The organism is Paenarthrobacter sp. JL.01a, from assembly GCF_025452095.1.
Classification (GTDB): domain Bacteria; phylum Actinomycetota; class Actinomycetes; order Actinomycetales; family Micrococcaceae; genus Arthrobacter.
The window spans coordinates 371355-397312 of sequence record NZ_CP104877.1; the positions used below are offsets into that span (position 1 = coordinate 371355).

Annotated in this window: 27 protein-coding genes, 1 tRNA gene and 1 riboswitch; of the genes, 17 read left to right on the top strand and 11 right to left on the bottom strand. The window is 64.1% G+C overall.

The window, feature by feature from the left end:
• Nucleotides 1-26: 26 nt before the first annotated feature.
• Nucleotides 27-1382, bottom strand: coding sequence for a DUF445 domain-containing protein (locus tag N5P29_RS01835; RefSeq protein WP_262276993.1), 1356 nt, complete (start codon nt 1380-1382; stop codon nt 27-29).
• A gap of 50 nt (nt 1383-1432) precedes the next feature.
• On the opposite strand from N5P29_RS01835, the gene N5P29_RS01840 reads away from it, so the two are divergent.
• The 4 genes from N5P29_RS01840 to N5P29_RS01855 are packed head-to-tail and all read left to right on the top strand — an operon-like array spanning nt 1433 to nt 3861.
• Nucleotides 1433-2320 carry a glycerophosphodiester phosphodiesterase family protein gene (locus N5P29_RS01840; protein WP_262276994.1) on the top strand — a complete coding sequence of 296 codons (888 nt, stop codon included), beginning with the start codon at nt 1433-1435 and terminating at the stop codon, nt 2318-2320.
• 43 nt (nt 2321-2363) lie between these two features.
• The gene (locus N5P29_RS01845) at nt 2364-2798 is read left to right on the top strand and encodes a DoxX family protein (protein ID WP_262276995.1); all 435 of its coding nucleotides are present in this window, start codon (nt 2364-2366) and stop codon (nt 2796-2798) included.
• Nucleotides 2795-3553, top strand: coding sequence for an AzlC family ABC transporter permease (locus N5P29_RS01850; RefSeq protein WP_262276996.1), 759 nt, complete (start codon nt 2795-2797; stop codon nt 3551-3553). Before N5P29_RS01845 ends, N5P29_RS01850 begins: the two co-directional genes overlap by 4 nt.
• Nucleotides 3550-3861, top strand: coding sequence for an AzlD domain-containing protein (locus tag N5P29_RS01855; RefSeq protein ID WP_144661765.1), 312 nt, complete (start codon nt 3550-3552; stop codon nt 3859-3861). The genes N5P29_RS01850 and N5P29_RS01855 overlap by 4 nt, the downstream gene beginning before the upstream one ends.
• Before the next feature lie 30 nt (nt 3862-3891).
• Here the strand turns inward: N5P29_RS01855 and N5P29_RS01860 are convergent, their stop codons facing one another.
• Complete coding sequence (locus N5P29_RS01860; protein WP_262276997.1) at nt 3892-4521, bottom strand: TetR/AcrR family transcriptional regulator; 630 nt, start codon at nt 4519-4521, stop codon at nt 3892-3894.
• A gap of 91 nt (nt 4522-4612) precedes the next feature.
• Here N5P29_RS01860 and N5P29_RS01865 point away from each other — a divergent pair, with 91 nt between their 5' ends.
• From N5P29_RS01865 to N5P29_RS01875, 3 genes are read left to right on the top strand one after another with little or no spacing between them, the layout of a single operon-like run.
• A complete protein-coding gene (locus tag N5P29_RS01865; RefSeq protein ID WP_262276998.1) occupies nt 4613-4945 on the top strand; it encodes a thiamine-binding protein in 333 nt (110 codons plus the stop codon).
• 40 nt (nt 4946-4985) lie between these two features.
• Nucleotides 4986-5657, top strand: a complete 672-nt coding sequence (locus N5P29_RS01870) for an O-methyltransferase (RefSeq protein ID WP_262276999.1) — start codon at nt 4986-4988, stop codon at nt 5655-5657.
• Entirely contained in the window at nt 5658-6161 is a 504-nt protein-coding gene (locus N5P29_RS01875; RefSeq protein WP_262277000.1) for a GNAT family N-acetyltransferase, read from the top strand.
• A 1-nt stretch (nt 6162) separates the two neighbouring features.
• Here N5P29_RS01875 and N5P29_RS01880 read toward each other — a convergent pair whose 3' ends face one another.
• Complete coding sequence (locus tag N5P29_RS01880) at nt 6163-6354, bottom strand: hypothetical protein (protein WP_262277001.1); 192 nt, start codon at nt 6352-6354, stop codon at nt 6163-6165.
• Nucleotides 6355-6472: 118 nt separating this feature from the next.
• On the opposite strand from N5P29_RS01880, the gene N5P29_RS01885 reads away from it, so the two are divergent.
• Nucleotides 6473-7348: a spermidine synthase gene (locus N5P29_RS01885; protein WP_262277002.1), complete on the top strand. Its 876-nt coding sequence runs from the start codon at nt 6473-6475 to the stop codon at nt 7346-7348.
• Between the two features lie 82 nt (nt 7349-7430).
• On the opposite strand, the gene N5P29_RS01890 is transcribed toward N5P29_RS01885, so the two are convergent.
• On the bottom strand, nt 7431-8327 hold the full coding sequence (locus N5P29_RS01890; RefSeq protein WP_262277003.1) for a LysR family transcriptional regulator: 897 nt from the start codon (nt 8325-8327) through the stop codon (nt 7431-7433).
• Between the two features lie 137 nt (nt 8328-8464).
• On the opposite strand from N5P29_RS01890, the gene N5P29_RS01895 reads away from it, so the two are divergent.
• Both N5P29_RS01895 and N5P29_RS01900 read left to right on the top strand, forming a co-directional pair.
• Nucleotides 8465-9847 (top strand): MFS transporter, encoded by a 1383-nt coding sequence (locus tag N5P29_RS01895; RefSeq protein ID WP_262277004.1) that lies wholly within the window; start codon nt 8465-8467, stop codon nt 9845-9847.
• A 4-nt stretch (nt 9848-9851) separates the two neighbouring features.
• Nucleotides 9852-10601, top strand: coding sequence for a 3-hydroxybutyrate dehydrogenase (locus tag N5P29_RS01900; RefSeq protein ID WP_262277005.1), 750 nt, complete (start codon nt 9852-9854; stop codon nt 10599-10601).
• Between the two features lie 145 nt (nt 10602-10746).
• Here N5P29_RS01900 and N5P29_RS01905 read toward each other — a convergent pair whose 3' ends face one another.
• Complete coding sequence (locus N5P29_RS01905; RefSeq protein ID WP_262277006.1) at nt 10747-12207, bottom strand: amino acid permease; 1461 nt, start codon at nt 12205-12207, stop codon at nt 10747-10749.
• 259 nt (nt 12208-12466) lie between these two features.
• Between N5P29_RS01905 and N5P29_RS01910 the strand changes: the two genes are divergently transcribed.
• The 3 genes from N5P29_RS01910 (at nt 12467) to N5P29_RS01920 (ending at nt 16744) form a co-directional block, all read left to right on the top strand.
• On the top strand, nt 12467-14491 hold the full coding sequence (locus tag N5P29_RS01910; protein ID WP_262277007.1) for an ALF repeat-containing protein: 2025 nt from the start codon (nt 12467-12469) through the stop codon (nt 14489-14491).
• 142 nt (nt 14492-14633) lie between these two features.
• Nucleotides 14634-15794, top strand: coding sequence for a hypothetical protein (locus tag N5P29_RS01915; RefSeq protein WP_262277008.1), 1161 nt, complete (start codon nt 14634-14636; stop codon nt 15792-15794).
• Between the two features lie 140 nt (nt 15795-15934).
• Nucleotides 15935-16744: an IclR family transcriptional regulator gene (locus N5P29_RS01920; RefSeq protein ID WP_144661777.1), complete on the top strand. Its 810-nt coding sequence runs from the start codon at nt 15935-15937 to the stop codon at nt 16742-16744.
• 39 nt (nt 16745-16783) lie between these two features.
• On the opposite strand, the gene N5P29_RS01925 is transcribed toward N5P29_RS01920, so the two are convergent.
• Entirely contained in the window at nt 16784-17242 is a 459-nt protein-coding gene (locus N5P29_RS01925; RefSeq protein WP_262277009.1) for an SRPBCC family protein, read from the bottom strand.
• Nucleotides 17243-17405: 163 nt separating this feature from the next.
• Between N5P29_RS01925 and N5P29_RS01930 the strand changes: the two genes are divergently transcribed.
• The 3 genes from N5P29_RS01930 (at nt 17406) to N5P29_RS01940 (ending at nt 21175) form a co-directional block, all read left to right on the top strand.
• On the top strand, nt 17406-19136 hold the full coding sequence (locus N5P29_RS01930) for a urocanate hydratase (protein ID WP_262277010.1): 1731 nt from the start codon (nt 17406-17408) through the stop codon (nt 19134-19136).
• Nucleotides 19137-20729, top strand: a complete 1593-nt coding sequence (hutH, locus tag N5P29_RS01935) for a histidine ammonia-lyase (protein WP_262277011.1) — start codon at nt 19137-19139, stop codon at nt 20727-20729.
• Nucleotides 20730-20926: 197 nt separating this feature from the next.
• Nucleotides 20927-21175: a hypothetical protein gene (locus N5P29_RS01940; protein ID WP_262277012.1), complete on the top strand. Its 249-nt coding sequence runs from the start codon at nt 20927-20929 to the stop codon at nt 21173-21175.
• Between the two features lie 88 nt (nt 21176-21263).
• Here the strand turns inward: N5P29_RS01940 and N5P29_RS01945 are convergent, their stop codons facing one another.
• The 5 genes from N5P29_RS01945 to N5P29_RS01965 form a co-directional block, all read right to left on the bottom strand.
• On the bottom strand, nt 21264-21485 hold the full coding sequence (locus N5P29_RS01945) for a hypothetical protein (protein ID WP_144661782.1): 222 nt from the start codon (nt 21483-21485) through the stop codon (nt 21264-21266).
• A 216-nt stretch (nt 21486-21701) separates the two neighbouring features.
• Nucleotides 21702-21775 (bottom strand) — tRNA-Cys (locus N5P29_RS01950).
• A gap of 64 nt (nt 21776-21839) precedes the next feature.
• Nucleotides 21840-22337: a hypothetical protein gene (locus N5P29_RS01955; protein WP_262277013.1), complete on the bottom strand. Its 498-nt coding sequence runs from the start codon at nt 22335-22337 to the stop codon at nt 21840-21842.
• A gap of 52 nt (nt 22338-22389) precedes the next feature.
• Nucleotides 22390-23340, bottom strand: a complete 951-nt coding sequence (hutG, locus tag N5P29_RS01960) for a formimidoylglutamase (RefSeq protein WP_262277014.1) — start codon at nt 23338-23340, stop codon at nt 22390-22392.
• An 88-nt stretch (nt 23341-23428) separates the two neighbouring features.
• Complete coding sequence (locus N5P29_RS01965) at nt 23429-24871, bottom strand: NCS2 family permease (protein WP_144661785.1); 1443 nt, start codon at nt 24869-24871, stop codon at nt 23429-23431.
• Nucleotides 24872-24985: 114 nt separating this feature from the next.
• Here N5P29_RS01965 and N5P29_RS01970 point away from each other — a divergent pair, with 114 nt between their 5' ends.
• Nucleotides 24986-25618, top strand: coding sequence for a copper resistance CopC family protein (locus tag N5P29_RS01970; RefSeq protein WP_262277015.1), 633 nt, complete (start codon nt 24986-24988; stop codon nt 25616-25618).
• 150 nt (nt 25619-25768) lie between these two features.
• Nucleotides 25769-25957, top strand: a riboswitch (cyclic di-AMP (ydaO/yuaA leader).
• Nucleotide 25958: the final 1 nt, after the last annotated feature.

The window sequence follows — 25958 nt, forward strand, 5'->3', positions numbered from 1 at the left end:
CATCCGGCAGCTCCAGGTTGCCGGACTTAGCCGAAAACCAGATGGGCCACGGTGAAGATCGCCAAACCGGCCAACGCGCCCACCACGGTTCCGTTAATGCGGATGTACTGGAGGTCCTTGCCCACCTGCAGCTCGATCTTCTGCGACGTCTCCTCGGCATCCCAACGCGCCACCGTGTCAGAGATGACACCGGCAATATCCGAGCGGTAGGTGTTCACCAAATACCCGGCGGCATCACCGATCCAGGTGTTGACCTTGCCGGCCAGTTCCTCGTCGTTGACCAGGCGCGTACCAAAGTCGCGCACGGCGCTCTTGAAGCGCTGGCTCAGTTCGCTGTCGGGATCGTCGACGGCGTTGAGCAGCGCGGTCTTGACCGTTTCCCAGGTGCGGGAGGCCAGTTCGCGGACCTCCGGATCGCCGAGGATCTGCGCCTTGATCCCCTCAGCCCGCTCGATCATCGCCGGATCATGCTGGAGGTCTTGTGCAAGATCGGTGAGGTAGGCGTCAATCGATTGCCGGACCTGGTGGTTGGGGTCGGCCTGGACCGCGCGGACGAACTTGGAGAGCTCCACGTGCACGCGGTCACCCACCAGTCCATCGACGAACGTCGGCACCCACAGCGGAGACCGGTCCGACACCAGCCGGTTCACCGTTGCGTGGTTGGCATCCACCCAGTCGGCGGCGCGGTCCACCAGCAGGTCCACCAGCCTGTGATGATGACCGTCGGCGAAGATCCGTTCGGCCATCCGGCCTACGGGCGGCCCCCACGGAGGTGTGAGGAGGTGCTTGCGGACCATGCCTTCGATGACTGCCTGCACGTCGTCGTCGTTGAGGACCGTGAACACGCCACGGATCGCAGCGCCACCCTCCTTGGCCACACGTTCGGCACCGCCGGGTCCCGATAGCCAGTGCCCGGCCTTGCGGGCGATGTCGATGCTGGCCAACTTCTCCTGCACAACCTCCTGCGAGAGGAAGTTGCTCTCCACGAACTCGCTGAGCGACTCACCGATCTGGTCTTTGCGCCGCGGAATGATGGCGGTGTGCGGAATCCGCAGTCCCATCGGGTACTTGAACAGGGCCGTCACGGCGAACCAGTCAGCCAAAGCACCCACCATGCCGCCCTCGGCCGCGGCGCGAACATACTCCAACCACGGGTACTGCTTCTGCAGTGCAAAGGCCACCGTGAAAATCACCGCCATGGCAATCAGCAGGGCCAGCGCCAGACGCTTCATGCGCAGGAGCGCAGCCGCTTTTTCCCTCTCACCGGCGGAAAGATCGACGACGGCGGAACGGCCCCGCGCGTCCGCGTCACCCCGCCGCGTGGGGTCCGGCTCCGGCGTGGTGACATCTTCAGTTGGGATTCGCTCAGAGTTCACCTGCATTAGCCCAGCGTAGTCCCCGTTTGTACAGCGGTGTGGGCTACCGTGTCTGCATGACCACCGACGACTTCACCCCGCTCCGCCCCAAGGTTTACGCCCATCGTGGTGCCAGTGCCGCGTTCGCCGAGCACACACGGGCGGCGTATCTGAAGGCGATCGCTGACGGTGCGGACGGTGTTGAGTGCGACGTCCACCTGACCCGCGACCAGCACGTGGTCCTGCTGCATGACCCCAACCTGGACCGTACTTCCACTGGCACGGGACCTGTATCCGAGCACACCCTTGAGCAGCTCAGGTCCTTGGATTTCTCGTCGTGGAAAGGCGCCCGCATTCCCGATGCCTACGGGGGAGTGGCGGACCAATTCCTGACGCTGCCTGAATTGTTGGACATCCTGCGTGGAGCCGGCCGCGATATTGGGCTGGCGATCGAACTAAAACACCCAAGCCCTTATGGACTCAAACTCGAGGAACGGGTCCTGGCGCTCCTGGAGGAAGAAGGATGGTCGCCCGAAGAATCCCGGCTGCAGAATATACAGATCTCCTTCATGAGCTTTGACTCGGACTCCGTCCAGAAGTTGCTTGAGTCAGTCCCCGGGCAGCACATCTGCCAGTTGGTGGATGACTTCACTGTCCAGGAAATCCGCCAGGAGCTTGGCCTCGGATTCCTCACCGGCGGTGCCGTTGCGAATGTCATGAAGGCCGCCCAGGAAGACGCGGAACGTGTGCTCGACGAAGGGCAGGTAGGCATTGCTGGTCCCGGCATTGACTACGTACGCGAACATGCCCGGAACGTGCAGCGCTGGTTGGAAGCCGGGCGTATATTCCGGGTGTGGACTGTGGATTCCGAGAAGGACGTTGCGCTGTGCCAGGGGTTGGGCATCCACGAGATCACCACCAACAGGCCGGCGCAGGTGCTCGCACAACTGATGGTCTCCAACTAGCACGCAGCTTTGGGGGCCACCCCGCTTGTGATTGAGTGGTCTCATGTCTTTTCGCTGGTCAGTCCAAGCACGCCGCACCACCTCCGCAGTTGCCCTGAGCGCTTTGCTCCTGGCCAGCGCTGCGAAGCACTTCCGCACGCCGTCCTTCTACAACCCGGTGGTGCCGGACTATCTATGCCGCAATGACGAGCCGGGCGCCCGTCCCAGCAGTCCCTTGGCAGTTATGTCCCGCGAGGAATGGATTGCGTCCTCGGGCCTGCTGGAGGCGGCCGCCGCCGTCGGACTCCTGATCCCGGCCACGCGTAAGGCGGCCGCCGACGCAACCACCGCGATGTTCACTGCATTCCTTGCGGGACATATTGATGCCCTCAGGCGTGCCTACGGACCGGATGGCACCGAAAAAGAGCGACGCATCCACACCGTGCGCTTGCCTTTGCAGCTACCCCTCATCCTGTGGTCCTGGAGCCTCCGGAAATGAGCGGCGGTTCCGCTCCCATGAAGCTGCGGGAATCGCCGGCCTTCAAGATTGCGCTGTCCCTGAGCATTGCAACAGGCTTGTATGGCGTCTCTTTCGGGGCATTGTCCGTGGCCTCCGGATTCGATTTCTGGCAGACAATGGCGCTGAGTCTCCTGCTGTTCAGTGGGGGATCGCAATTCGCGTTCATCGGCGTCGTGGCAGGCGGCGGTTCAGGTGTCGCGGCCATGACGGCCAGTGCCCTGCTGGGTATGCGCAACGGCATCTACGGGATGCAGATCAATGCCATGCTTCGCCCAATGGGCTGGAAGCGTTATGTTTCCGCCCACGTCACCATTGACGAGTCAACAGCCACCGCCTCCGGCCAATCCGATCCCGGTGAGCAGAGCCGAGGCTTCTGGACTGCCGGCATTGGAATATTCATTTTGTGGAATATCTTTACGGCTGTCGGAGCCTTGGCGGGGGACGCGATGGGAGACCCCAAACAGTGGGGGCTGGACGGAGCTGCTGTGGCCGCGTTCCTGGCTCTGCTGTGGCCACGCCTGAAAGGCCGCGAACCATGGGCGATAGCTGCAGCCTGTGCGTTGGCCACGATCCTGGCCGTACCTTTCGTGCCGTCAGGCGTCCCCATCCTGGTGGCCGCAGTGGTTGCCGGAGTCATCGGCTGGTTCAGCCACGCACGAATGGACGAAGGCTTGGAGCCGGACGTGGATCCCTATGCGGAGAAGCACCGGCAGGGGAATGAGGGCAGGAAATGAATCTCTGGCTGTGGATCCTCATCGCCTGCGCGCTGGCCTACCTCACCAAACTCGTGGGCTACTTTGTCCCGGCGAAGCTGTTGGACAATCCCCGCATCATGCACGTGGCCGGGACCATGACCATCGGGCTGCTCGCGTCCCTGACAGTGGTGAACGCTGTGGCGTCCGGGCAGGGGCTGGTTCTCGATGCCCGGATCGGCGCTTTGGTGGCTGCCGCCGTCGCACTGTTGCTTCGCGCGCCGTTCCTGGTGGTCGTCATTGCGGGCGCGGCAGCCGCAGCATTGCTGCGGCTGCTCGGTTGGGGCTGACGACAGAACTGAACGCCAACTGCGGCGGGTTCAGGCGCTTTCGCTAAGGGTCACTCCAGGGATGCCCGACTGCTCAGGAAGGGGACGCGAGGGCCGTTCGGTCCGGATGGCGTCCTCGATCAGGGCCACCGGGCGCTTCCAGGCCTCGGAGCCCGGTTCCATGGTGTCAACGGAGCCAATCAGCATTGCAACCAGCCGGACCATGTCCTCGATGGTGATATCGCGGCGCAGGGTTCCCTGGCCCTGCCCACGTTCCAGAAGGGTGGCCATGGCTCCGATGAGACCACCGGTGATTCCCATGAGAAGCCCGCGGCGGCCGGCAACGGCATCCAGCAGGTTGGCGTCTTCGCTGGCAACCCGCATCACGGCGTCGATGACATTAATGAGTCCTTCGGCGGCATCCATGCCGTCGGTTGCCGCAGCTGCCACAGGGTCCACGTGCTGGCGCAGTTGCCGCGACAGTGCGGCGAGGACCAGCTGTTCCTTGTCGGAGAAGTTGCGGAACAACGTTGCGGGGCCAACTCCAGCGGTGGCGGCGATGGTCTGCAAGGGTACGTCCGGTCCGAATTCGCGGAAGCACTGCCGGGCGGCGGTAATGATCTTGTCCACATTGCGTGCGGCGTCTGCCCTGAGGGGCTTGCGTTCAGAGGGCTGTTCCATGTTTGTCAGAGTAGCAACGCAGGCGTTCCGGCCTGTTGTTACGCGGGAGTACGTTCTTATATGACAAACCAGCACATGAAACACTGGATTCATGTTGCTTGCATTCTCAGTCGCCCCTTCAGGCCAGCCCGCATCCGCCACCAACGGGGGACCAGCCCCTGACGCTTCCGTGCACGATGCTGTTGCCGCCGCCGTCAAGATCGTCCGTGAGTCGGGGCTGCCCAACCAGACCGACTCGATGTTCACCACCATTGAGGGCGAATGGGACGAAGTTTTCGACGTCGTCAAGCGCGCCACCGAGGCGGTCGGGCGCTACGGCAGCCGCGTCTCACTGGTGATCAAGGCAGACATCCGGCCCGGCTACAGCGGCGAGCTGACCGGCAAGGTCGAACGCTTGGAAGATGCGATCTCCGCCTCGGAGTAGGTGCTTTCCCCAGCCGGTCGCGAGTGCCAGACTGGGGGCCATGATTGAACACGTGGCAGAACCAGGTTGGGTTGACGTCGAGCGTTACCTGACCGACGTCGTCGTGCGTCCCGAACTTGCCCACCGACGCGCGGTGGAGTCCGCCGTGGAGGCGGGCATGCCGGCCATCGAAGTAGCACCCAACGCGGGCAAGCTGCTTCGGATGCTCGTGCAGCTGGCCGGCGCCAGGCGTGTCCTGGAAATCGGGACCCTGGCTGGCTTCAGCAGCATCTGGATGGCTCAAGGACTGCCCGACGACGGCAGGATCGTCACGTGCGAATACCTCCAGAAGCACGCCGATGTGGCACGCGCAAACCTCGATGCTGCCGGTGTGGGGCACAAAGTGGACATCCGGGTGGGTGCTGCCTTGGACACGCTGCCCACGCTGGCCGGCCAGGAGTCGTTCGACTTCGTCTTCATCGACGCAGACAAGGAAAACGACGCCAATTACCTCGACTGGGCCATCAGGCTCGGCCACCCAGGGACGGTGATTGTGATGGACAACGTGATCTGGGACGGGGCCATCCTGGAGCCCGGGCGGGATGAAACCAACGCGCCGGGGATCGTCAAGGCTTTGGAAATGATGGGCCAGGATTCGCGGCTGGATGCCACGGCCATCCAGACGGTTGGCAGCAAGGGCTGGGACGGCTTCGCGATCGCGCGGGTGCGGTAGATGGATTTCACGCTAAGACCTGCAACGGTGGATGACGCCGGGGCCATGGCCGCCATGCATCTGCAGTCCTGGCGGGAAAGTTACGGGCACCTGCTGCCAGGGGAGTTCTTCGACAGGCAGGAAGCGGGGCTGGCCCAACGCGCCGACAAATACCGGGAGTCCATTGCGGCAGGTCACACGCGGATGCTGGCCTTCGGGCCGGATGGTGATCTGGTGGGACTTGGCGCTGCCGGTGAAGGCAGGGATGAGGACCGCCCCTGCGCCGTTGAGCTGTTCATGCTCTACACCCTGGAACGTATCCACGGCCGCGGAGTCGGGCAGGCTTTGGTCGATGCCTTGATCGGGGACGGCCCGGCATATCTGTGGGTACTCGACGACAATCCGCGGGCGCAGGCCTTCTACCGCCGCAACGGTTTCGTCCCTGACGGCACACGCCAACTGTGCGACCCGTCCTGGTACTCGCTGCCCGAACACCGGATGGTGCGCCCCGGCGTCGTGTCCTGACTCAACGTTCGCTGTCCTCCGGTTGCGCCTCCGCATCAAGGGGCGCCTCCGGAGGCGGAGGCGCGTCAAGAACCGGCGGCGCGTCGAGGAGGCTGGGCGGTTTGGGCACCCGCGTCAGCAGCAGGCAGACCACCGTGAGCCACGCGAATGCGGCAGTCAGCACCTCCGCCCACACCGATGCTCCGATATCCATGATGCGATCATATGGCTCAACCCACCCAAACGGTAAGTATCCTTACTAGTTCTGTGACCCAATCGGGTAATACGGCATTCCACTAGGCTGGGATTATGAATCAGGCGGGGCGGAAATAGTGGCAAAACGCGGAAAGAGGTCGACGGCGGGAGTCGTCGAGGTGCCTTCCGGCACCCGCCCCGGAGGTCGGGCTGAAGGCGTCTACTACATCGACACCGGCGACTGCGAGCTGCTTCAGGACCAGGACAACTCCAATGGATGGCTCCTGAAGATCAACGGCGTCATGAGTTCGCATATTGACCTCGCGGATCCCCTTTTCCTGGACTTTGAGTACATGCGATGGATCGCGGCCCTGGTGGAATCGCGATGGCCGCGGGAGCACAAACCGAAGCTGCGCGCACTCCATCTGGGTGGGGGAGCGTGTTCGATGGCAAGGTACTTCCACTCGGCGTATCCGGAAGCCCGGCAGGTCGTCGTCGAACTCGACGGCAAGCTGGCCGACTACGTCCGCGGCTGGTTCGACCTGCCCAAGGCGCCCTTGCTGCGGATCCGCGTGGGCGAAGCCCGGGCGGTCACCGAATCCCTCACGCCCGATACCCGCGACCTCATCATCCGTGATGTCTTCGCCGGTGCCTTCACGCCGCGTGCCCTGACTACGCGTGAATTTACGGCCCACGCCGATGCTGTGTTGGCCGCCGACGGGCTGTACGTGGTCAATTCCGGAGACGCGCCCGACCTGAAAAATGCGCGGGCCGATGCCGCCACCATCGCCGACACCTTCGAACACACCATGATCATCGCCGACCCCGCCATGCTCAAGGGGCGTCGTTACGGCAACATGATCATGGCCGGAAGCCACGTCCCGTTCGGCGATGATCCAACCCTGGCGCGGAGGCTTCTGGGCGGGGGCGTGCCCGCCCATATCTGGGACGACAGCAAGGTCCGGGCCTTCGCAGCCGGCACCCCCGTCCGCCACGATCCGCCCACCGACTGACCCACCCCCCTTTGGAGTTTTTGTACACATAACGCCCTTATAAACGGCTTTTAAGGCCATTAGCTGTACAAAAACTCCCGAGTTAGGGGGCGCCGAGAAGTTCCTTCCGGCAGCTCTCCGTCTCCTCGCGCAAAGCCTGCACGACGGCGGCTACCGCGGGGCGGCGCATGGAGTCGGGGCGGAGGACCATCCAATAGGGCAGTAGTTCCGCGAAATCCTCGGGGAGGAGCCTCACGAGGTCCCGGTGCCGGTCCGCCATGAAGCACGGCAGGAAGCCAGCGCCCGCCCCGGCCCTTGTCGCCTCCACATGCACGAACACGTTGGTTGAGCTCAGGCCGTCGCGCATGGTGGGAACCAGCCTGCGGGGCGCATCGAGATCGTCCACCTGCAGCATCGAATCCACAAAGTAGACCAGTTGGTGCCGTGTGAGCTCCTCGATGCTGGAGGGAGTCCCGTGGTCCGCCAGATAGGCGCGGGAGGCGTACATTCCCAGCCGATACTCGCCCAGCCGGAGCGCCTCGGCCCGGTGAACCTGCGGCGTCCCCACCACCACCTCGATGTCCAGTCCGGACCTCTGCTGCAGCGCCCGCCTCGTCACGGTCACGATTTCCACGCTCAGTCCGGGATGCTCCCGCCGAAGCCGGGCAACAGCCGGTGCCGCGATATAGGCGCTGAAGCCATCGGTCGCGGTCATGCGTACGACGCCGGTAATCGGGTCGGGTGCGCGGTCGCTGGGTCCCAGGGCGCTCACCGCAGCTTCGATGCGTTCGGCGACCAGCACGGCTTCGGCGCCGAGGTCCGTCACCTCCCAACCACCGGCCGCACGCGCGAGGACCCGCCCGCCCAGCGCCTTCTCCAGCGCCGCTATCCTGCGCGAAACGGTGGTGTGGTTCAGTCCCAAGGCTTGGGCCGCCGTCGTGAATTTACCTGAACGTGAGACGGCGAGGAAGATGAGGAGGTCGTCGGGGTTGGGATTCATATCTGCAATTCTGCACACCTCGGGTGCCTTATTGGTCATTGAGGCATAACGAATCTGCGGCAATACTCAGTGGAGCATTTCGTGTTGTGGTTCACATCACGTTCAAAAGGGTCAAAGAGGACACTGAGGAGATGGATATGAGCGTAGAGCAGCGCTCCGCATCAAGGGCCGGGAAAGACGCCGGCAAGGGCTCCGGCCTGAAGAAGATCGTCGCGGCCTCGATGGTGGGCACCGTGGTGGAGTGGTACGAGTTCTTCCTGTACGCCACCGCCGCCACGCTGGTTTTCGGCAAGTACTTCTTCCCGAGTACCGGTAATGAACTGGACGGCATCATCCAGGCCTTCATCACGTATGCCGTAGGTTTCGTGGCCCGGCCGCTGGGCGGAATTGTGTTCGGCCAGATCGGCGACAAGCTCGGCCGCAAGCCCACGCTGCAGCTGACGATCGTGATCGTGGGTGTCTCCACGTTCCTGATGGGCTGCCTCCCCGGCTTCGTGGACATTGGATACTGGGCGCCGGCCATGCTGGTGGCTCTTCGCTTCATCCAGGGCTTCGCGCTCGGCGGCGAGTGGGGCGGCGCGGTCCTGCTGGTGGCTGAGCACAGCCCCAACAAGTCGCGCGGTTTCTGGTCCTCCTGGCCGCAGGCAGCCGTGCCTGTTGGCAACTTGCTGGCCACGCTGGTGCTGTTCGTCATGTCCACCACGCTCAGCAGCGAAGCGTTCCTTGGCTGGGGCTGGCGCGTAGCGTTCTGGCTCTCCGCAGTGATCGTGTTCGTTGGCTACTACATCCGCACCCATGTCACCGAAGCCCCGATCTTCCTCGAAGCCAAGGCGCAGGTCGAGGAATCCAAGGCCATCAGCTACGGCGTCGGCGAAGTCATCCGCAAGTACCCCAAGGGCATCCTCCAGGCCATGGGACTCCGTTTCGCCGAGAACATCATGTACTACCTGGTGGTCAGCTTCGCGATTGTGTACCTCAAGAGCGTCCACAAGTACGACACCTCCTCGCTCCTGCTGGCACTCCTGATCGCCCACGTGATCCACTTCCTGGTGATTCCGCAGGTCGGCCGCCTGGTTGACTCCTGGGGGCGCAAGCCCGTCTACCTGATCGGTGCCATTACCGGTGCGGTCTGGCCGTTCTTCGCCTTCCCCATGTTCGACACCAAGAACGCGGTGATCATCGTGCTCGCAGTGACCATCGGCCTCTGCCTGCACGCCTTCATGTACGCCGGACAGCCGGCCATCATGTCCGAGCTCTTCCCCACCCGCATGCGCTACTCCGGCGTTTCGTTGGGCTCCCAGGTGACGTCCATCTTCGCCGGGTCACTCGCACCGCTGCTGGCCACCCAGTGGCTCAAGGACACCGGATCCTGGGTTCCCACCGCGATCTACCTCGTGGTCGCCTGCGCGATTACCGCCGTCGCCGTCATTTCCTTGAAGGAAACCAAGGGCATTGCGCTTGAGTCCGTGGACGAAGCCGACGCAGAGCGTCACGGACTGACAACCACCGCGAAAGGCTAATGAAATGGACAACTCCTTGAACGGACGCAAAGCGCTGGTGACCGGAGGCGCGAGTGGAATCGGGGCCGCCTGTGCCCGCGCGCTCGCCGCCCGCGGGGCGAAAGTAGCAGTGGCCGACGTCGATGCCTCCGGAGCGGCGGCCCTCGCTGATGAGCTGGGCGGCACGGCCTGGACCGTGGATCTGTTGGATGTTGATGCTTTGGCGGCGCTGAGCCTCGACTGCGACATCCTGGTCAACAACGCGGGCATTCAGAAAGTCGCACCGATCGAGGAGTTCGATCCCAGCGAGTTCCGTCGGATCCTGGCCCTGATGTTGGAGGCCCCGTTCCTCCTCATCAGGGCTGCCCTCCCGCACATGTACGCCAACGGGTTCGGCCGCATCATCAATGTCTCGTCAGTGCACGGGATTCGGGCCTCGGCCTACAAGAGCGCGTACGTTTCGGCGAAGCATGGGCTTGAGGGGCTCAGCAAGGTGACAGCCCTGGAGGGTGGCGAGCACGGGGTCACGTCCAACTGCATCAACCCCGGCTATGTCCGCACGCCGCTGGTGGAGAAGCAGATCGCCGATCAGGCCCGGCTCCACGGCATCCCCGAGGCCGAGGTGCTCGCCAAGGTGATGCTGACGGAGTCGGCGGTGAAGCGGCTGGTGGAGCCTTCCGAGGTTGCGTCCCTGGCTGCCTGGCTGGCCTCCGACGAGGCCGGCATGGTCACCGGCGCGAGCTACACCATGGACGGTGGGTGGTCGGCGAGGTAGTCCCGCACCGAATACCTTTGGCGCACCCGTTCACGCCCCGCGCACCCAGTGCTACGGGTGCGTCAGGCGGAAACGGGTGCGGCAGCCGTGCCGAAGGGGTGCGTCAGGCGGAAACGGGTGCGGCAGCCGCTGCCCTGAGCGCCTTCTACGGCACCTTCACCACGGGAATCGACGCCGTTTCGTCCACCAACTCGGCGCGGCGAAGGCCCTCACCGCGGACCCACAGCTTGTAGGCCACAAACAGCAGCACCAGCCACGCCCCGCCCACGTACAGGGCGATGCGGGTGTCCTCGAAAACGCCGAGGATCACAATCACCATCGCCATGAACGCCATGGTGAGGATGGACGCCGTCGGCCACAGCGGTGAACCGAATTCCGACGCCGGCAGGCCCTTGCGCTTGATTTCGCGCTTCATGGCAACGTGCGAAGCGAGGATCATCACCCATACCCACACGGTGGCGAAGGTGGCGATCGAGGCGATGACCACGAAGACGTCTTCGGGGATCACGGCGTTCAGCACGACGCCCACCAGCAAAATGCCGCCCATCATCACCACGGTCATCCACGGGACGCCATGGCGGGAGATCTTGCCAAAGCTCTTTGGCGCGTGCCCCTGCTGCGCCAGGCCAAACAGGATGCGGCCGGCCCCGAAGATGTCGCTGTTGATGGCGGACAACGCTGCCGTGATCACCACTGCGTTGAGAATGTGCGGTGCGGCGGGGATACCCAGGCCATCGAAAATCTGCACGAACGGACTGCCGTTGCTGCCGATTTCATTCCACGGGAAGATGCTCATCAGCACGCCCAGCGTCAGCACGTAGAACAGCAGCACACGAACCGGCACAGTATTAACAGCCTGCGGAATGACCTTCTTGGGATCGGCAGCTTCGCCCGCGGTGATGCCAATCGTTTCGATCCCGCCAAAGGCAAACATCACGACGGCGAAAGCGGCTAGGAGCCCCTCGAAACCGTTTGGGAACAAACCGCCGTGGTTCACAAGGTTCCCCAGCCCCGGCGCCACGCCACCGCCGTCGGCCGTTTGGAAACCGAACACGACGATTGCTGCGCCGCCGACGATCATGGCGATAATCGCCACCACTTTGATCAGCGAGAACCAGAACTCAAGCTCGCCGAACACCTTCACGCTGAGCAGGTTCATGGCCCCCAGGAACAGGATGATCGCGAGCACCCAGATCCATCTATCCACCTGCGGGAACCAGAAGCCCATGTAGATGCTGAAAGCAGTGACGTCGGCGATTGCCACGATTGCCATCTCGAAGACATACGTCCACCCGGTCACAAAACCGGCGAAAGGGCCGAGATAACGGCTGGCGTACTGCCCGAAGGAGCCGGAAACGGGGTGCCGCACTGCCATTTCGCCGAGTGCGCGCATCACCATGAAGACGGCGGCGCCGCCGATGATGTAGGCGAGGAGAACGGCCGGGCCGGCTTTTTGGATGGCCGACGCGGAGCCGTAGAAGAGGCCCGTGCCGATCGCTGATCCGAGTGCCATGAAGCGGATGTGTCGGACGTTGAGGCCCCGGCTAAGTGCCGTACCTGCGGCTTGGAGGACAGAGCTCTCCTCAGCCAGCTTGGTTTGTTGCATGGTAAAACCTTCTCGTCTTTGGGAGGGGATCGCTATCCAGCAGATCACTTTTGGCGGCTCTGTGATCGGACTCACGGGTGTTTGGTGTCTTTGATCGCAGACACTCCGGAGCGCTGCCAGTTACACGGTGGTAAAAGTCATAGTTCCCGGTCGGATAGGATGACCGCGGACAGGACTTCAACACGGTCAGGCATCCCTCGCACCCGCGTCGCCCCCAATTGAACTCTGTGCTGACTCGCATCTGTTATCTGGGGGACTCATGATTTCCGTAATCCGCGCTACCCGACGCCGTTGGGCCGCTGCCGTTGTTGCCGTCGTGGCCGGGGCTTCCTTGCTCTTTGCCGCTCCTGCCCAGGCCTATGAAATACCGACATTCGAGGTCCCGAACGCGTCCCAGGCGCCCGTGCCGTTTGTGGAGCGGGTGAGTGACGCTGCCGGTGTCGTTGAACTGTGGAAGACCGGTGGTCCCGCAACCCGCACCGCCGCTGCTGCAGCCCTCGTGGGTGGCGCTGACGCCGTCCAGGCATTTCTCGACGGCGGACAGGATGTCGCGCTCGCCGCGGACCGGAAGCAGCTGGTCACCGAGCTGACGACACGGGGGAGTGAGCACGTACGGGAGAGCGCGGTCCGGGTACTGGCCACTAACGACCCCAGCGTGATCACGAGCTTCCTGTCAAAGGGCTGGGCCGGCGCCTGGGATCTCGATCTGCGCATCACTGCTACCAGATTCCTTAACTACTCAGGTCCCATCCGGACGGGTGCATCCAACAGCCTGGATCAGGGCAGTGAAGCCGTGGAAAAGTTCGTACTTGAGGGCTGGAGAAAAACTGCTCAGGGCCAGGACCGTGAGGCAGTAACCTACCTGACGAATTCGCCCATTGCCGGCGTCACTCGCGGAGCGCAGGCTGCACTGGACACCTACGACCCTGAAGTCCTTGCTACATACCTGCGCTACGGCCAATTCGTTGCTGCGGCGCAGGACCAAAAATTGACTACGGTCACCAGCTCACTCGACGCTGTTAGGGCAGATATCGCAGCCAACCCTGCTGGCACGGCAGCCGTGGCCGATCGCGCGAAGACTGCTCTGGAGAACGCGCGAAACGCCGTTGATGGCCCCAAGAAGACCGACCTGAGGCGCTTGCTTGAAGAGCGGGACTTTCGCTTCTCGCAGGCTTGGCCCAAGCAGGCCATAGACAAAGCGCGGCTCACATCCCAGGAGCCCGCCAAGGCTGCATTCAAAGATGCCGCCGCCGAGCTTCCGGCTTTGCTGTCGACGCTAACTGCTCCTGGATCCTATCTTGATCATTTGATCATGGAAGCCCGCCAGGCCACGCTGGATCTCGCATTGGTGGGTACGCCTGAAGTGCGGAAGGCTGCTGAGGCTGCTCTGCTGGGTGGGGACTCTGCCGTCAAGGACTTCATTGCCCATGGTCACGATCTCGCGAGCGAACAGGACAGTGCAGCCTTTGTTAACGACAGGCAGCGTGCTTTCCAGTACATGGGCGCGGGCGGCGTGCACGTGGTCCAGGCTGCTAAGGACGCTGCTAAGTCCACCAACCATGCAGATGTCCGGTACTTCCTCGAGTACGGACACTCCGACGCGCAGTACCTGGATAACTCGGAATTGGCCGACCGTCTCATAAGGCTCGATTCTCCGGAATTGCAGACTGCAGCTGGCGTGGCGATGGCCGGTGGGCGAGCGGAACTCCAGGCTTTTGCGTCAGCCGAGCAATTCACTGCTGCCGAAATAGACGCGGCAAATGCCAAGCATGCTGCCGCCGTCAATACTGCTCTCACAGAGCTGTCGCGGCTCACGGATCAGGCAATCCTCGACGCTGCGAAGTCCGCTCAAGCCGCGGAAGCTGCCCGTCAGGCCGAGGCCGCCCGCCAAGCCGAAGCAGCGCGACAGGCTACCGGAGCGGGGAACTCCCCGTTTGCAGCCGGAAACGTCGACGCATCGCAGGGATTTGCAACCGGAGCAGCCCCGATCGTCGTTCCGTGGCCGCGCGACTCTTCCGCCGCCGTCGTACTGGGTGAAACGGGAGCCGCACCCGCGGCCGCCTCAACGCCGTCGGCAGCCCCGAGCATTTCCGTGCCCCCCGCAGCATCTGCCGCGGAGGGTTCCACGTCGGTGGATTCACAGTCACAGGAAGCGGCTGCTCCCTTGGCTGCGTCCTCTCCGGGCATGAATTGGTGGACCATCGGGCTGATTGTGGTGCTGGTCCTGGCAGCGGCCGGAGCCATCACCTTCCTGCTGAGGCGTAAGGGCGCGGCTTCCGCTTAAGGGCAGAGCGGCCTGGGCGGCAGTATGCTCAACAGAGGTTTTCTTCATCTTGCACGGTTTTGGGGGTCGATGCATGCGGTTCAGCGCGGGCTTAGTTGGGGCTATCGCCGGAGGAATATTGATGGTTGGTGCTTGCCCAGCCATGGCGTCCGGGGACGTGGTTGACGTTGGAGGAACGCCTCTCAAGGTGGTCATTGACGCCGAGGGCACTGCTTACGTTGGGAACTATCTGCCTGGCGGTGGGGTAAGCATCGTTCCTTCAGGAGCGAGCAAACCGTCCAGCACGCTCATGACGGGGGTCTCCCCTGCGGGAATGGCCCTCTCGGCAGATGGGACTCTGTTCGTCGAGGGCTGGGACTTCGACCAGCAGCAGGAGAAGCTGGTTGTGTTTCCCAAGGGCTCCTCAGAGGTAGCACGAACGATTCCGCTCGCTCCGGGTGCCCACCTCATCGCCGCAGCGCATGACGGGACAGTCTTTGTTCCCAACCCAACCCTGGGCACAGTTTCGGTTATTCCGCCGGGGGCCGACGCCCCGGCCCGCGAGGTGGCCGTGGGCGGCAATCCGAAAGAAGTAGCCGTGGCCGAGGACGGCACGGCCTACGTGACCAACCAGAACGACGGCAGTATCTCGGTCATCGCCCCGGGGGCCGGCACGGTTTCACACACTATTGATGTCAGGAAAACGCCCGGCAAGTCCGGTGATCCGCACGGAATAGCCGTAGGCCCCGACGGCGCGGTCTACGTCACCAATATCACCTCAGATGATGTCGCCGTGATCAAGCCCGGCGACTCCACGGTCTCCTACCGTGTGCCGGTTCCTGGCGGACCGAAGGAAGTCGTGGTCGGTCCGGACGGGACTGCTTACGTCCTCTACCAGGCCAACGGACTCTCCGTCATCGCACCAGGTGAAACAAACGTCCGTCGCGGCCAGCCCACGCTCCCGGCTCCGGGACATCTGGCCATCGCTCCCAACGGGTCCGTTCTGGTGACCAACACCGCTGGTGGATCCGTGACAGTTTTCCCTTCCCAGGACCTGGCAATTCCCTCATTGTCGGAAGTCACCACAGCAGCGGCTCCGACGAAGGTTGCAGAAGCAAGCCCTGCGGCCCAGGCCGTCCCAGACAATGCCGATACCGGCCTCCTGTCAGGCCTACCGCTCATTGTCGAAGCAGTTGCCTCGGCCATCCTGGTCGGTGCTGCGGCGTTGATCCTGGCCGCCGCGAGGCGCAAACGCTCAGAGGCGGCCGCAATCCCCAACTCGGCAGGGCATCGCGAAAGTCTTGAAGTCCACAGCCACCACTGAGCGCAGCGCCGTTCGTACGGGATCCCAGACACCGATCCCCGCCAACCCGCTGGTGTTCCCTCCCTAAAAGGTGCACGCTTGAGTACGGGATACCGGACAGCTCCTGCGGTAGCCCTTAAGGACCACAGCAGCGAGGACAAATGACCACCACGCCAACCGCGCCCGGCAAAGCCACGTCCAAAGTCCCGGCTGCCGAAAACACCCTGCGCATCCTGAAGCTGTTGGCTTCGCGGAGAGGGCCCATGGCGGCGTCGAACATAGCCACGGCGTTGGGCCTGCCGAGATCAAGCGTCTACCATCTGCTCGGCGTGATGGAGGCGAACGGCTTCGTCCTGCATCTGCACGAGGAACAGCGTTACGGCTTGGGCATCAGCGCCTTCGAGCTCAGTTCCGCGTACTCGCGCCAGGAGCCGCTGTCCCGTTTGGGCCGGCCCATGCTGGCTTCGCTCGTGGACGTGATCGGCGAGAGCGCACACCTGGCGGTTCTCCACGGCCGGGACGTCCTCTACATCGTGGAGGAACGCGCCAAGAACCGCCCAAGCCTGGTGACCGACGTCGGCGTCCGCCTTCCCAGCCACCTCACCGCCAGCGGCCGCGCGATCCTCGCCGCCCTGCCCAAGTCACAGGTCCGTGCGCTGTACCCCAACGCTGCCGCCTTCACCTCGCGCAACGAGGTCGAATTTCCCATCATGAAGTACTCGGCCCTGTCGTCCCATCTCGATCAGGTCCGGCAGCGCGGTTACGCCACCGAAAACGGCGAAATCACGCCGGGATTCGGCTCCATCGCCGTGCCCGTGACGGACCACGTTGGATGGCCGACGGCGGCAGTCGCCGTTACGTTTCTGGAGGACAAAGTGCCTGCTGAGCAATGGCCGGTACTGGCCGCGCGCATCAGGAAAGCTGCGGACGAACTTTCCGTCCGGATCCACGGACGTCCGACGGCGGGCTGACGCGCCTTTGCGGCTCGGGCGCGCCCTGCGTGCTGTCCGCTAACGGCCCTCGGCCTGCGGGCCGCCCGCTCCGGGCGAGTCGCGCTCAACCATGGCGCGGAACGTTTCGAGCTCACCCCGAAAGCTGCCCCGGTAGGACCCCATGGCAAAGACCCGGCCGACCACCGAGGCGACCAAGCCACGGGTCTCGAACACCTGCTGGATGCGTGTCCCAGCACCCTCCGGCGTGAAGGTGACGTCCGATTCGCCCTTGAGGATTGCGTTGCCGAACGTGGAACGGATGTGCCGTGGCCGTTCCGCTTCGATGACCTCCGTGGGGCTCGCCATGAGGCCAAACCACACCGTATAGCTGCTCCCGGCTTGGCCCGCGGAGCCGACACGGCCGGTCACCCGGGTGACGCCGCCGATCCACTCAATAAAGCGGTCCGGGTCCGTCCAGGCTTCGAAAACCCGCTCCGGGGGCGCTGCGACGAACGTGGACACTCGATACGTTGCCATGGGTCCAGCATGCGCGTATCAGCGGCCGAAAGCGAGACCCTGCGCATGTCTGTAATACCGGACAGCACCCGTCCAAAAGGCATTCCAGCCAACTGTCGAACAGGCTCTACTGGATACAGAAGATCTTTCACCCAGACACTTTTCGAGAGATGAAGGAGCCATCATGGCACCCGCCGATTTCACTACTGGAGCCCGCCCGGTCAAGGCTGCCCGGGGTACGGAGCTCACCGCCAAGTCGTGGCAGACCGAGGCGCCGCTGCGCATGTTGATGAACAATTTGGATCCTGAGGTTGCTGAGCGTCCCGATGACCTGGTGGTGTACGGCGGCACCGGCCGTGCGGTGCGTTCGTGGGCTGCGTTTGATGCGATTACCCGGACGCTGGAAACCATGGAGAAGGACGAGACCCTGCTGGTCCAGTCGGGTAAGCCGGTGGGTGTGTTCCGCACGAACGAGTGGGCACCCCGGGTGTTGCTGGCGAACTCGAACCTGGTGGGGGACTGGGCAACGTGGCCGGAGTTCCGTCGCCTGGAGGCTGAGGGCCTGACCATGTATGGGCAGATGACTGCGGGGTCGTGGATTTATATCGGTACCCAGGGCATCCTGCAGGGCACGTATGAGACGTTCGCCGCGGTGGGGAACAAGCTCGCCGCTGAGGGCCGTCACCCGGCCCCCGCCGCGGAGGGCTCCACCGAGGGTCCGCTTGCCGGGACCCTGACCCTGACGGGTGGCTGTGGTGGCATGGGCGGGGCCCAGCCGCTGGCCGTGACCCTGAACGACGGCGCGTGCCTGATCATCGACGTCGATGAGACCCGCCTGCGCCGCCGCGCCGGCAAGCGGTACCTGGACGAGGTCGAAACGGACCTGGACACCGCGATCGCGAAGGTCAATGCGGCCAAGGCTGAGCGCCGTGGCTGGTCCGTGGGCTACGTCGGTAACGCAGCCGAGGTGTTCCCGGAACTGCTGGCCCGCCACAAGGCAGGAGAGCTGACCATCGACGTCGTCACCGACCAGACCAGCGCGCATGACCCCCTGTCCTATTTGCCGGAGGGCATCACGGTTCAGGAGTGGCACACCGAAGCCGCGGCTGACCCGGAAGGGTTCACGAAGAAGGCCCAGGCCTCGATGGCCCGGCATGTGCAGGCGATGGTGGAGTTCCAGGACGCCGGTGCCGAGGTCTTCGATTACGGCAACTCGATCCGGGATGAGGCCCGCAAGGGCGGCTATGACCGGGCGTTTGAGTTCCCCGGGTTCGTTCCGGCGTATATCCGTCCCCTGTTCTGCGAGGGTCTGGGCCCGTTCCGCTGGGTCGCGCTCTCGGGGGACCCGGAGGATATCCGGGTGACGGATGAGGCGATCAAGGAGTTGTTCCCGGAGAACAAGCACCTGCACAAGTGGTTGGATGCCGCCGCGGAGCGGGTCGAGTTCGAGGGCCTGCCGGCCCGGATTTGCTGGCTCGGGTACGGCGAACGCCACAAGGCCGGCCTGTTGTTCAACAAGCTGGTGGCTGAGGGTAAGGTCAAGGCTCCGATCGTGATCGGCCGTGACCACCTGGATTCGGGTTCGGTGGCGTCCCCGTACCGGGAGACTGAGTCGATGAAGGACGGTTCGGACGCGATCGCTGACTGGCCGCTGCTGAACGCGCTCACGGCTGCGTCTTCGGGTGCCACGTGGGTTTCGATCCACCACGGCGGCGGGGTCGGGATCGGCCGGTCGATCCACACCGGCCAGGTTTCCGTCGCTGACGGTACCGAGTTGGCCGCGGCGAAACTGACCGCGCTGCTGACCAACGACCCCGGCATGGGCGTCATCCGCCACGCCGACGCCGGCTACGAACGCGCCATCGACGTCGCCCACGAACGCGGCGTCCGCATCCCCATGAATGAAGGCAAGTAAATGACTCTGACAACACACGAACCGCTGACCGTCACCCTCGGCTCCAGCGGCGTGACCCCGGAAGACGTCGTCGCCGTCGCCCGCCACGACGCCAAGGTGACCATCTCCCAGGAAGCCCTGGACACCGTCGCCAAGGTCCGCACCCACATCGACGGCCTCGCTACCAGCGAGGTTCCGGCCTACGGCATCTCCACGGGCTTCGGTGCGCTGGCCAACCGCCACATCCCGAACGAACTCCGCACGCAGCTGCAGAAGTCCCTGATCCGCAGCCACGCTGCCGGTATGGGTCCGGCCGTGGAACGCGAAGTCATCCGCGGCATCATGTTCCTCCGTGCAAAGACCCTGGCCTCCGGCCGCACGGGCGTCCGCCCGGTGGTCCTGCAGACCATGGTGGACGTCCTCAACGCCGGCATCACTCCCGTGGTCCGCGAGTTCGGCTCGCTTGGTTGCTCCGGTGACCTCGCGCCGCTGTCCCACTGCGCCCTGGTTCTCATGGGCGAAGGCGAAGCGACGGGTCCCGACGGCGAACTGTACGGCGTCCCGGGCAAGGCGCCGGTTGCTGAGCTGCTCGCGCAGCACGGCATCGAGCCTGTGACCCTGGCCGAGAAGGAAGGCCTGGCGCTGGTCAACGGCACCGAGGGCATGCTCGGTATGCTCCTTATGGCCATCGCGGATCTGCGCATGCTTCTTGCGACGGCGGATGTCACCGCAGCGCTCAGCGTCGAGGCCCTCCTTGGCACGGATCAGGTGTTCCTGCCTGAGCTGCACGCAGCACTGCGTCCCCACCCGGGCCAGGCTGCCAGCGCCGACAACATGCTGCGCGTGCTGTCCAACTCGCCGATCGTTGCTTCGCACCGGATCAACGACACCAAGGTCCAGGACGCCTACTCCCTGCGCTGTGCACCCCAGGTTGCCGGCGCGGTCCGCGACACCGTTGACCACGCGGCCCTCGTCGCTTCCCGCGAACTCGCCGCAGCCATCGACAACCCGGTGGTCCTGCCCGACGGCCGCGTGACCTCCAACGGCAACTTCCACGGCGCACCCGTCGCCTACGTGCTGGACTTCCTGGCCATCGCGGTCGCCGACCTCAGCTCCATTGCCGAGCGCCGCACGGACCGCATGCTGGATCCTGCCCGCTCGCACGGACTTCCGGCGTTCCTGGCTGCCGATCCGGGGGTGGACTCCGGCCTCATGATCGCCCAGTACACCCAGGCCGGCCTGGTCTCTGACAACAAGCGCCTTGCGGTTCCGGCGTCCGTGGACTCGATCCCGAGCTCCGCCATGCAGGAAGACCACGTGTCCATGGGCTGGCATGCGGCCCGGAAGCTGCGCAAGGCCGTTGAGAACCTGCGGCGCGTGCTCGCCGTCGAGCTTGTCACCAGCGCCCGTGCGATCGACATGCGCACGCAGCTGTCCGACGGCGAACTCACCCCGGGTCCTGCCGGCGCCGCGGTACTTGAGGTGCTTCGTGAAGTGGTCCAGGGGCCGGGTACGGACCGGTTCCTGTCGCCTGAACTCGAAGCGGCTGACCGCTTGGTCGGCTCCGGTGCGGTCCGTGCGGCCGCCGAATCCGCCGTCGGGATTTTGGCCTGACGTCGAATAAATGCCTCATTTGAGGCCCGGATTTGTCACGCCCCGGTCTTTGTACGCAACGCAGGCACCGGGGCGTGGCAAATGTAGTAGAACTTATGGTGTACGTCACGTCCACGCCGAAGATGTCGTGGGCTTGACGGTCAACCGTCCACAACTCAATACACAACAGAGAACATCCACAAAGGGGTAGAAGTTCAATGAAGGCACGCGGAGCAGTCCTGTCCAGGCGAAACGCTCACTCGGCAACGGTTTCGGATTGGAAGATGCTGAAAGTCGGCGACACGGTGGAAGTGGTCAAGTACGCCCACGTCATCGCAGCCGGCCGGGTCGAGGAAGTCTCCGGCAGCGGGAACGTGGTGTGGCTTGAACACTCCGGTCCAGGGGTGACCGAAGAGGGCAAGGAACTGTTCATGAAGTCAGACGGCGTGGTCCTCCGCCGCGCCTAAGCAATGCCTAAACAGAAACCGGGGCCCGTTCCCTTCCGCAGGTAGTAGTGGCGGAAGGGGACGGGCCCCGGTTTTTTCGCTGCCGTGATCAGGCAGCGAGTGCTTCGTGGGTCTGACCGAAGGGAACGGATTCGTCCAGCGCCACGGTGTAGGTGCCGGGCTCGTGCCGGGTCACCAGAATGCCGCAGTTGGCGTCTGCCGCTGCGTTCTTGATCAATGCATCCACGGCTTGCTCGAGTCCGTCGTGGATTTCGTCAGCCCGGGAAAAGGACAGACGGATTTCGCGTTCTGCAGTCATTGCAGGGGTCATTTGGGGGCCTCCTATTACTTGCCGCATGCGAGGGCGACCCATCAATCATAGTCGCTGGAGGCCTAATATTTGTAAGATGACTGGCAAGGGCGTGATCTGAGTCTCAGCCACGCGAGTTGGCATTTAATGCCAATGTTTGGACAAAACACTGTCATTAAGTGCCAACTCGGCGGTGACCGAGGCCGGGAGACACGGCGGTGAGCGACGCGACCCCAATGGACGTGGTGGCGGGATTCGAACCCGCGTACGCTGCTTTGCAGGCAGCTCCCTGGCCTCTCGGGCACACCACGTGCAAACGACACTAGGCGCCCGGCAGCGGCAGGTTCAACGTTGGTTTCCCGAGCTTTCGCCGCGCTACGCGGTGTTGCTTTTGGTTGCGGCTGGTGACGCCCGCCGGGACATCGTCGCGCGCCGGGACGAGGCAGCCCTCCGGGCCACCCTTGCGACGCCGGCCGCCGCCACGAGGGTCAGGATGGCTGCCGCCATGTGCGTGTAGAGCATGATGTGTGGCGAACCACCGATGGAGGCTGCCACCGCCGTCGCGTCGCCCAGAGCCTGCCCGGCACCATGGAGATGCTCAAACCATCCATTGCCGGGGAAATAGCCGCCGAATGCGGCAAAGCCAAAGTGCAACAGCTGCTGGGCCACGCCGGAGATGAGCAGCAGGATCAAGGGCCCATGAACCCAGCGCGCCAGGAGCTGCGCCGCCAGGCAGCACAGCGCGGCGAGTCCGAGGAGGACAGGGAAGGCCGGCGAACTGCCACCAGCCAGCATGTGGGCTGCCAGGCCCAGGCCAACGGCGATCAGCCCGGATACCCAGGCCCACTTGTCCTGCACAGGAACTGCGCCCATCGCCATCCTTCCCTCCACACAGGCTAAGCGGAGGATGGCGCCAAAAACAGGCCTACGTGAGCAACGTGTTGACCAGCCGGGCCGCAACTTTGGCGGTACGGGAATCAATGTCGAATGACGGGTTCAGCTCAGCCACGTCCAGGTGCAGCAGCTTTCCGCTGGCTGCAACCTGGCGGCACACTGCACTGATCACGGGCAGCGGCACGCCATACGCCGCAGGCGCGCTGACTCCCGGGGCCACCGAAGCCGGCATCACATCAAGGTCAATCGTCAGGTAGAGCACATCGATGCCAGCCAGGAAGTCGGCAACGAAAACCTCCACGGCTTCGGGGGAGCAGTCCTCATCCAGCAGGTACTTCACACCCAGGCGGTGCGCGGTGTCGAACAGCGTGGGCGTGTTGTTCGGCTGCGAGATTCCGACGACGGCGTACTGCAGTCCGCGCCCGGCGGCAGCTTCCGCGTGGGCCATCTGGAGGAACGGTGTGCCCGAGCTAGGTATCGGCTCGTCCCTCAGGTCAAAGTGGGCATCCAGGTTCAAAACGCCGAGCCGCTTGCCGCTCCGCACCGCTTCCGACCCGGCAACGCCCAAGTAGCTGGCAAACGCGGTCTCGTGGCCGCCGCCCAGCACCACGGTGAGGTTACCGGCGTCGAGCAATTCCGAAATGGCGCGGCCGGCGCGCTCCTGGCCCGCTTCCAGTGAGTCGTCCTCCACAACCACATCACCGGCGTCGAACATGTCGCGGTCGAGGTGGTACGCAAGGGGACCCAGCGCCGAACGGATGGCGGCCGGAGCTGCGGCGGCACCCACGCGTCCCTTGTTGCGGAGGACGCCGGCGTCGCTGCGGAAACCAAGCACGACGGCGGGACGCGAGGCTGCGTCGCCAGCTTCGGGCGTGTGCGGGGTGATGGCCTGCCACCAGCGGCGGTGTTCCGGGCCGTCGCCATCGAAACGGCCGGTCCACGGAGTGGGGCTGACATCTACGGTGATGTGGCTGGTTTGCATGCTTAAAGCACACCGGACCCGGACTGCTTAAAACAGCAGTTCCGGGTCCGGAGTGTCTGAAATACCGGAATGCCAACCCGGCGCAGCACTACTTGACGCCCAACAGCTCCTCCACGGTTCCAATGCCGAAGAACAGCAGGAACGCCGCGGCCACAGCCCACATCAGGGGGTGGACTTCGCGGGCTCGGCCCTGGAACGTGCGGATGAGGACGAAGGAAATGAAGCCGGCACCCAGGCCGTTGGCGATGGAGTAAGTGAACGGCATCAGGGCGATGGTCAGGAACGCGGGAATGCCGACACCCCAGTCCTGCCAATCGATCTTGCCCACTTGGGACACCATCATGAAGCCCACAACCACCAGGGCGGGAGCGACAGCCTCGAAGGGCACCAGGTTGATCAGCGGCGTGAAGAACATGGCAATGAGGAAGAGAACGCCGGTGACGATCGAGGCGAGCCCGGTGCGTGCACCTTCGCCGATGCCAGCGCCGGACTCCACGAAGATCTGGTTGGAGGAAACCGATGCGCCACCGCCCACAATCGCGCCGAGGGCGTCCACCTGGAGCACGCGGTCCACATTGGGGATGTTGCCGTCCTTGTCGACGGTGCCTGCCTCGTTTGCCAGGCCCACCATGGTGCCCATGGCATCGAAGAAGATGCTGAGCAGGATCACGAATGCCAGGAGCGCAGCTGCGATGAATCCGAGGTGTTGGAAGGCGCCGAACGGGTTTGCCTTGCCGATCAGGGAAAGATCCGGGGCGCCCCATTCGGACAGGGTGGGGGCCACTAGCGACCAGCCGCGGGGGTTGACGTTCTTGCCGTCGAAGCTGGGGCCGATGTGAAGGGTGAACTCGAGGATGGCGGCCAACGCCGTGGAAACCACGATGCCGATCAGGATCGCGCCACGGACCTTGCGGACCACCAGCGCGATGGTCAGGATCAGGCCGACGGCGAACACCAGCGTGGGCCAGCCCATGAGCTTGCCGTCAACGCCGAGGCCCAGCGGAACGGTGGTGCCCGCGGCGTCCGGGATGCGGCGGACGAAGCCCGCGTTCACCAGGCCGATCAGGGCGATGAACAGGCCGATGCCCACCACGATCGCGGTCTTGAGGGCTTCGGGCACGGCCTTGAACACAGCCGTGCGGAAGCCTGTGAGGACCAGGATCAGCATGGTGACGCCGGACAGGACCACCAGGCCCATCATGTCCGGCCAGGTCAGCTGTGGATGGGAGGCGACAGTGACCGCCACGAAGGCATTAACGCCCAGCCCGGTGGCCACAGCGAAGGGGTGCTTGGCCCAGGCGCCCATCAGGATGGTCAGGATGCCGGCAACGAAAGCCGTGGTGGCCGCAACCGCCGTGAAGCCCAGGGACGCGCCGCTGGAATCGGCGCCCGAGAGGATCAGCGGGTTCAGCACCACGATGTAGCTCATGGCGAAAAATGTCGCGAAACCGCCGCGGATTTCCCTTGAATACGTGGAGCCACGTTCGGAAATCTTGAAGTAGCGGTCCACTGCAGAACCTTGTTTAAGCATGAAGGTCTCCGGGTTTTGGGGGGAGTGTGCTATCAAATCCTATGCCGTGGAATGTGGGGGCTTCGGACCATTCCCCTAGTCTGTAAGGAAGCCAACACTAGGAGAAACCGCCCCATGCGTACCATCCGCCCGCTTCTGGCCGCCGTCGTCGCCGCCTTTGCCTTCGCCTCCGCCCTGCTGTTTTCCGCGGCACCGGCGTCCGCGCACGACGTCGCGGAATCCACGGCGCCGGCGAACGGTGCCACCGTGGCTGAAGTTCCGGCGTCGGTCTCCATTACGTTCAACAACCGGCCCCTGGCCATCGGTTCGGGCGTCACTGTAACCGCCGGCGGTGAAAACTGGGCTGACGGACCCGTGGAAATCATCGACAGCCAGGCGGTGCAGAAGCTTCGCGCGGGCGCCCCTGCGGGGGAGTACACCGTGGTTTGGCGCGTCGTCAGCTCCGATTCGCACCCCATCGAAGGCACCTTCAAGTTCACGGCCACCGCTGGAAGCACGACGGCGGCCAGCGGCTCCGCAGCGGCCTCACCTTCCGGATCGGCGACGTCGGCCACGGTCCCGTCCGTGGGTTCGGCACCTCCGGGAACCGGCAGCAGCGCTCCCGCGGCTGACGCGTCCCAGCCTTTCCCATGGAGCATCGTTGTGATCGCAGCAGTGGCAGTTGGGCTCGTGATCTTCCTTGCTGTGACAGCACGGAAGAAACTTGCTGCTTCCGATGACTCGGAAGGCCCCGCATCCGCGGAATGACGGGCTTTTCTACATAGCTGCGAATATCTCGGTTCGGTCACTGCGACACGCCAAGGCAACGGTTCCCGTTACTTAAATGTGACTTCGCAGCGATCATCGCGTACGGTGGTACCTGTGCCTGTTCCACGTAGCAGGCACTTCCGGCCTGATTGCCTAGCTCTGCCGCAGTCCGGAATCCGTTCGCAGACAAACCTACGGCAGAGACGGGGAACCCAATTTGGGCCGCTTACGAGCGCGCCTTGGGGTGAAGTCACGAAGCTTCCGCTCAGCGGGAGATAGTGGCCGGGTGACTCCCATCCGAATCCGACAGCTAACCTCGCAGGCATCGGGAGAGGCTCTT

Excerpts from the sequence above, each read along its gene's own strand:
- hutH (WP_262277011.1), top strand. The coding sequence starts at position 19,137 with ATGACTCTGACAACACACGAACCGCTGACCGTCACCCTCGGCTCCAGC.
- hutG (WP_262277014.1), bottom strand. The coding sequence starts at position 23,340 with ATGCAAACCAGCCACATCACCGTAGATGTCAGCCCCACTCCGTGGACC.
- N5P29_RS01840 (WP_262276994.1), top strand. The coding sequence starts at position 1,433 with ATGACCACCGACGACTTCACCCCGCTCCGCCCCAAGGTTTACGCCCAT.
- N5P29_RS01970 (WP_262277015.1), top strand. The coding sequence starts at position 24,986 with ATGCGTACCATCCGCCCGCTTCTGGCCGCCGTCGTCGCCGCCTTTGCC.
- N5P29_RS01875 (WP_262277000.1), top strand. The coding sequence starts at position 5,658 with ATGGATTTCACGCTAAGACCTGCAACGGTGGATGACGCCGGGGCCATG.
- N5P29_RS01955 (WP_262277013.1), bottom strand. The coding sequence starts at position 22,337 with ATGGGCGCAGTTCCTGTGCAGGACAAGTGGGCCTGGGTATCCGGGCTG.
- N5P29_RS01920 (WP_144661777.1), top strand. The coding sequence starts at position 15,935 with ATGACCACCACGCCAACCGCGCCCGGCAAAGCCACGTCCAAAGTCCCG.
- N5P29_RS01865 (WP_262276998.1), top strand. The coding sequence starts at position 4,613 with ATGTTGCTTGCATTCTCAGTCGCCCCTTCAGGCCAGCCCGCATCCGCC.
- N5P29_RS01845 (WP_262276995.1), top strand. The coding sequence starts at position 2,364 with ATGTCTTTTCGCTGGTCAGTCCAAGCACGCCGCACCACCTCCGCAGTT.
- N5P29_RS01945 (WP_144661782.1), bottom strand. The coding sequence starts at position 21,485 with ATGACCCCTGCAATGACTGCAGAACGCGAAATCCGTCTGTCCTTTTCC.
- N5P29_RS01930 (WP_262277010.1), top strand. The coding sequence starts at position 17,406 with ATGGCACCCGCCGATTTCACTACTGGAGCCCGCCCGGTCAAGGCTGCC.
- N5P29_RS01905 (WP_262277006.1), bottom strand. The coding sequence starts at position 12,207 with ATGCAACAAACCAAGCTGGCTGAGGAGAGCTCTGTCCTCCAAGCCGCA.
- N5P29_RS01895 (WP_262277004.1), top strand. The coding sequence starts at position 8,465 with ATGAGCGTAGAGCAGCGCTCCGCATCAAGGGCCGGGAAAGACGCCGGC.
- N5P29_RS01900 (WP_262277005.1), top strand. The coding sequence starts at position 9,852 with ATGGACAACTCCTTGAACGGACGCAAAGCGCTGGTGACCGGAGGCGCG.
- N5P29_RS01880 (WP_262277001.1), bottom strand. The coding sequence starts at position 6,354 with ATGGATATCGGAGCATCGGTGTGGGCGGAGGTGCTGACTGCCGCATTC.
- N5P29_RS01910 (WP_262277007.1), top strand. The coding sequence starts at position 12,467 with ATGATTTCCGTAATCCGCGCTACCCGACGCCGTTGGGCCGCTGCCGTT.
- N5P29_RS01915 (WP_262277008.1), top strand. The coding sequence starts at position 14,634 with ATGGCGTCCGGGGACGTGGTTGACGTTGGAGGAACGCCTCTCAAGGTG.
- N5P29_RS01835 (WP_262276993.1), bottom strand. The coding sequence starts at position 1,382 with ATGCAGGTGAACTCTGAGCGAATCCCAACTGAAGATGTCACCACGCCG.
- N5P29_RS01850 (WP_262276996.1), top strand. The coding sequence starts at position 2,795 with ATGAGCGGCGGTTCCGCTCCCATGAAGCTGCGGGAATCGCCGGCCTTC.
- N5P29_RS01860 (WP_262276997.1), bottom strand. The coding sequence starts at position 4,521 with ATGGAACAGCCCTCTGAACGCAAGCCCCTCAGGGCAGACGCCGCACGC.
- N5P29_RS01870 (WP_262276999.1), top strand. The coding sequence starts at position 4,986 with ATGATTGAACACGTGGCAGAACCAGGTTGGGTTGACGTCGAGCGTTAC.
- N5P29_RS01890 (WP_262277003.1), bottom strand. The coding sequence starts at position 8,327 with ATGAATCCCAACCCCGACGACCTCCTCATCTTCCTCGCCGTCTCACGT.
- N5P29_RS01855 (WP_144661765.1), top strand. The coding sequence starts at position 3,550 with ATGAATCTCTGGCTGTGGATCCTCATCGCCTGCGCGCTGGCCTACCTC.
- N5P29_RS01965 (WP_144661785.1), bottom strand. The coding sequence starts at position 24,871 with ATGCTTAAACAAGGTTCTGCAGTGGACCGCTACTTCAAGATTTCCGAA.
- N5P29_RS01940 (WP_262277012.1), top strand. The coding sequence starts at position 20,927 with ATGAAGGCACGCGGAGCAGTCCTGTCCAGGCGAAACGCTCACTCGGCA.
- N5P29_RS01925 (WP_262277009.1), bottom strand. The coding sequence starts at position 17,242 with ATGGCAACGTATCGAGTGTCCACGTTCGTCGCAGCGCCCCCGGAGCGG.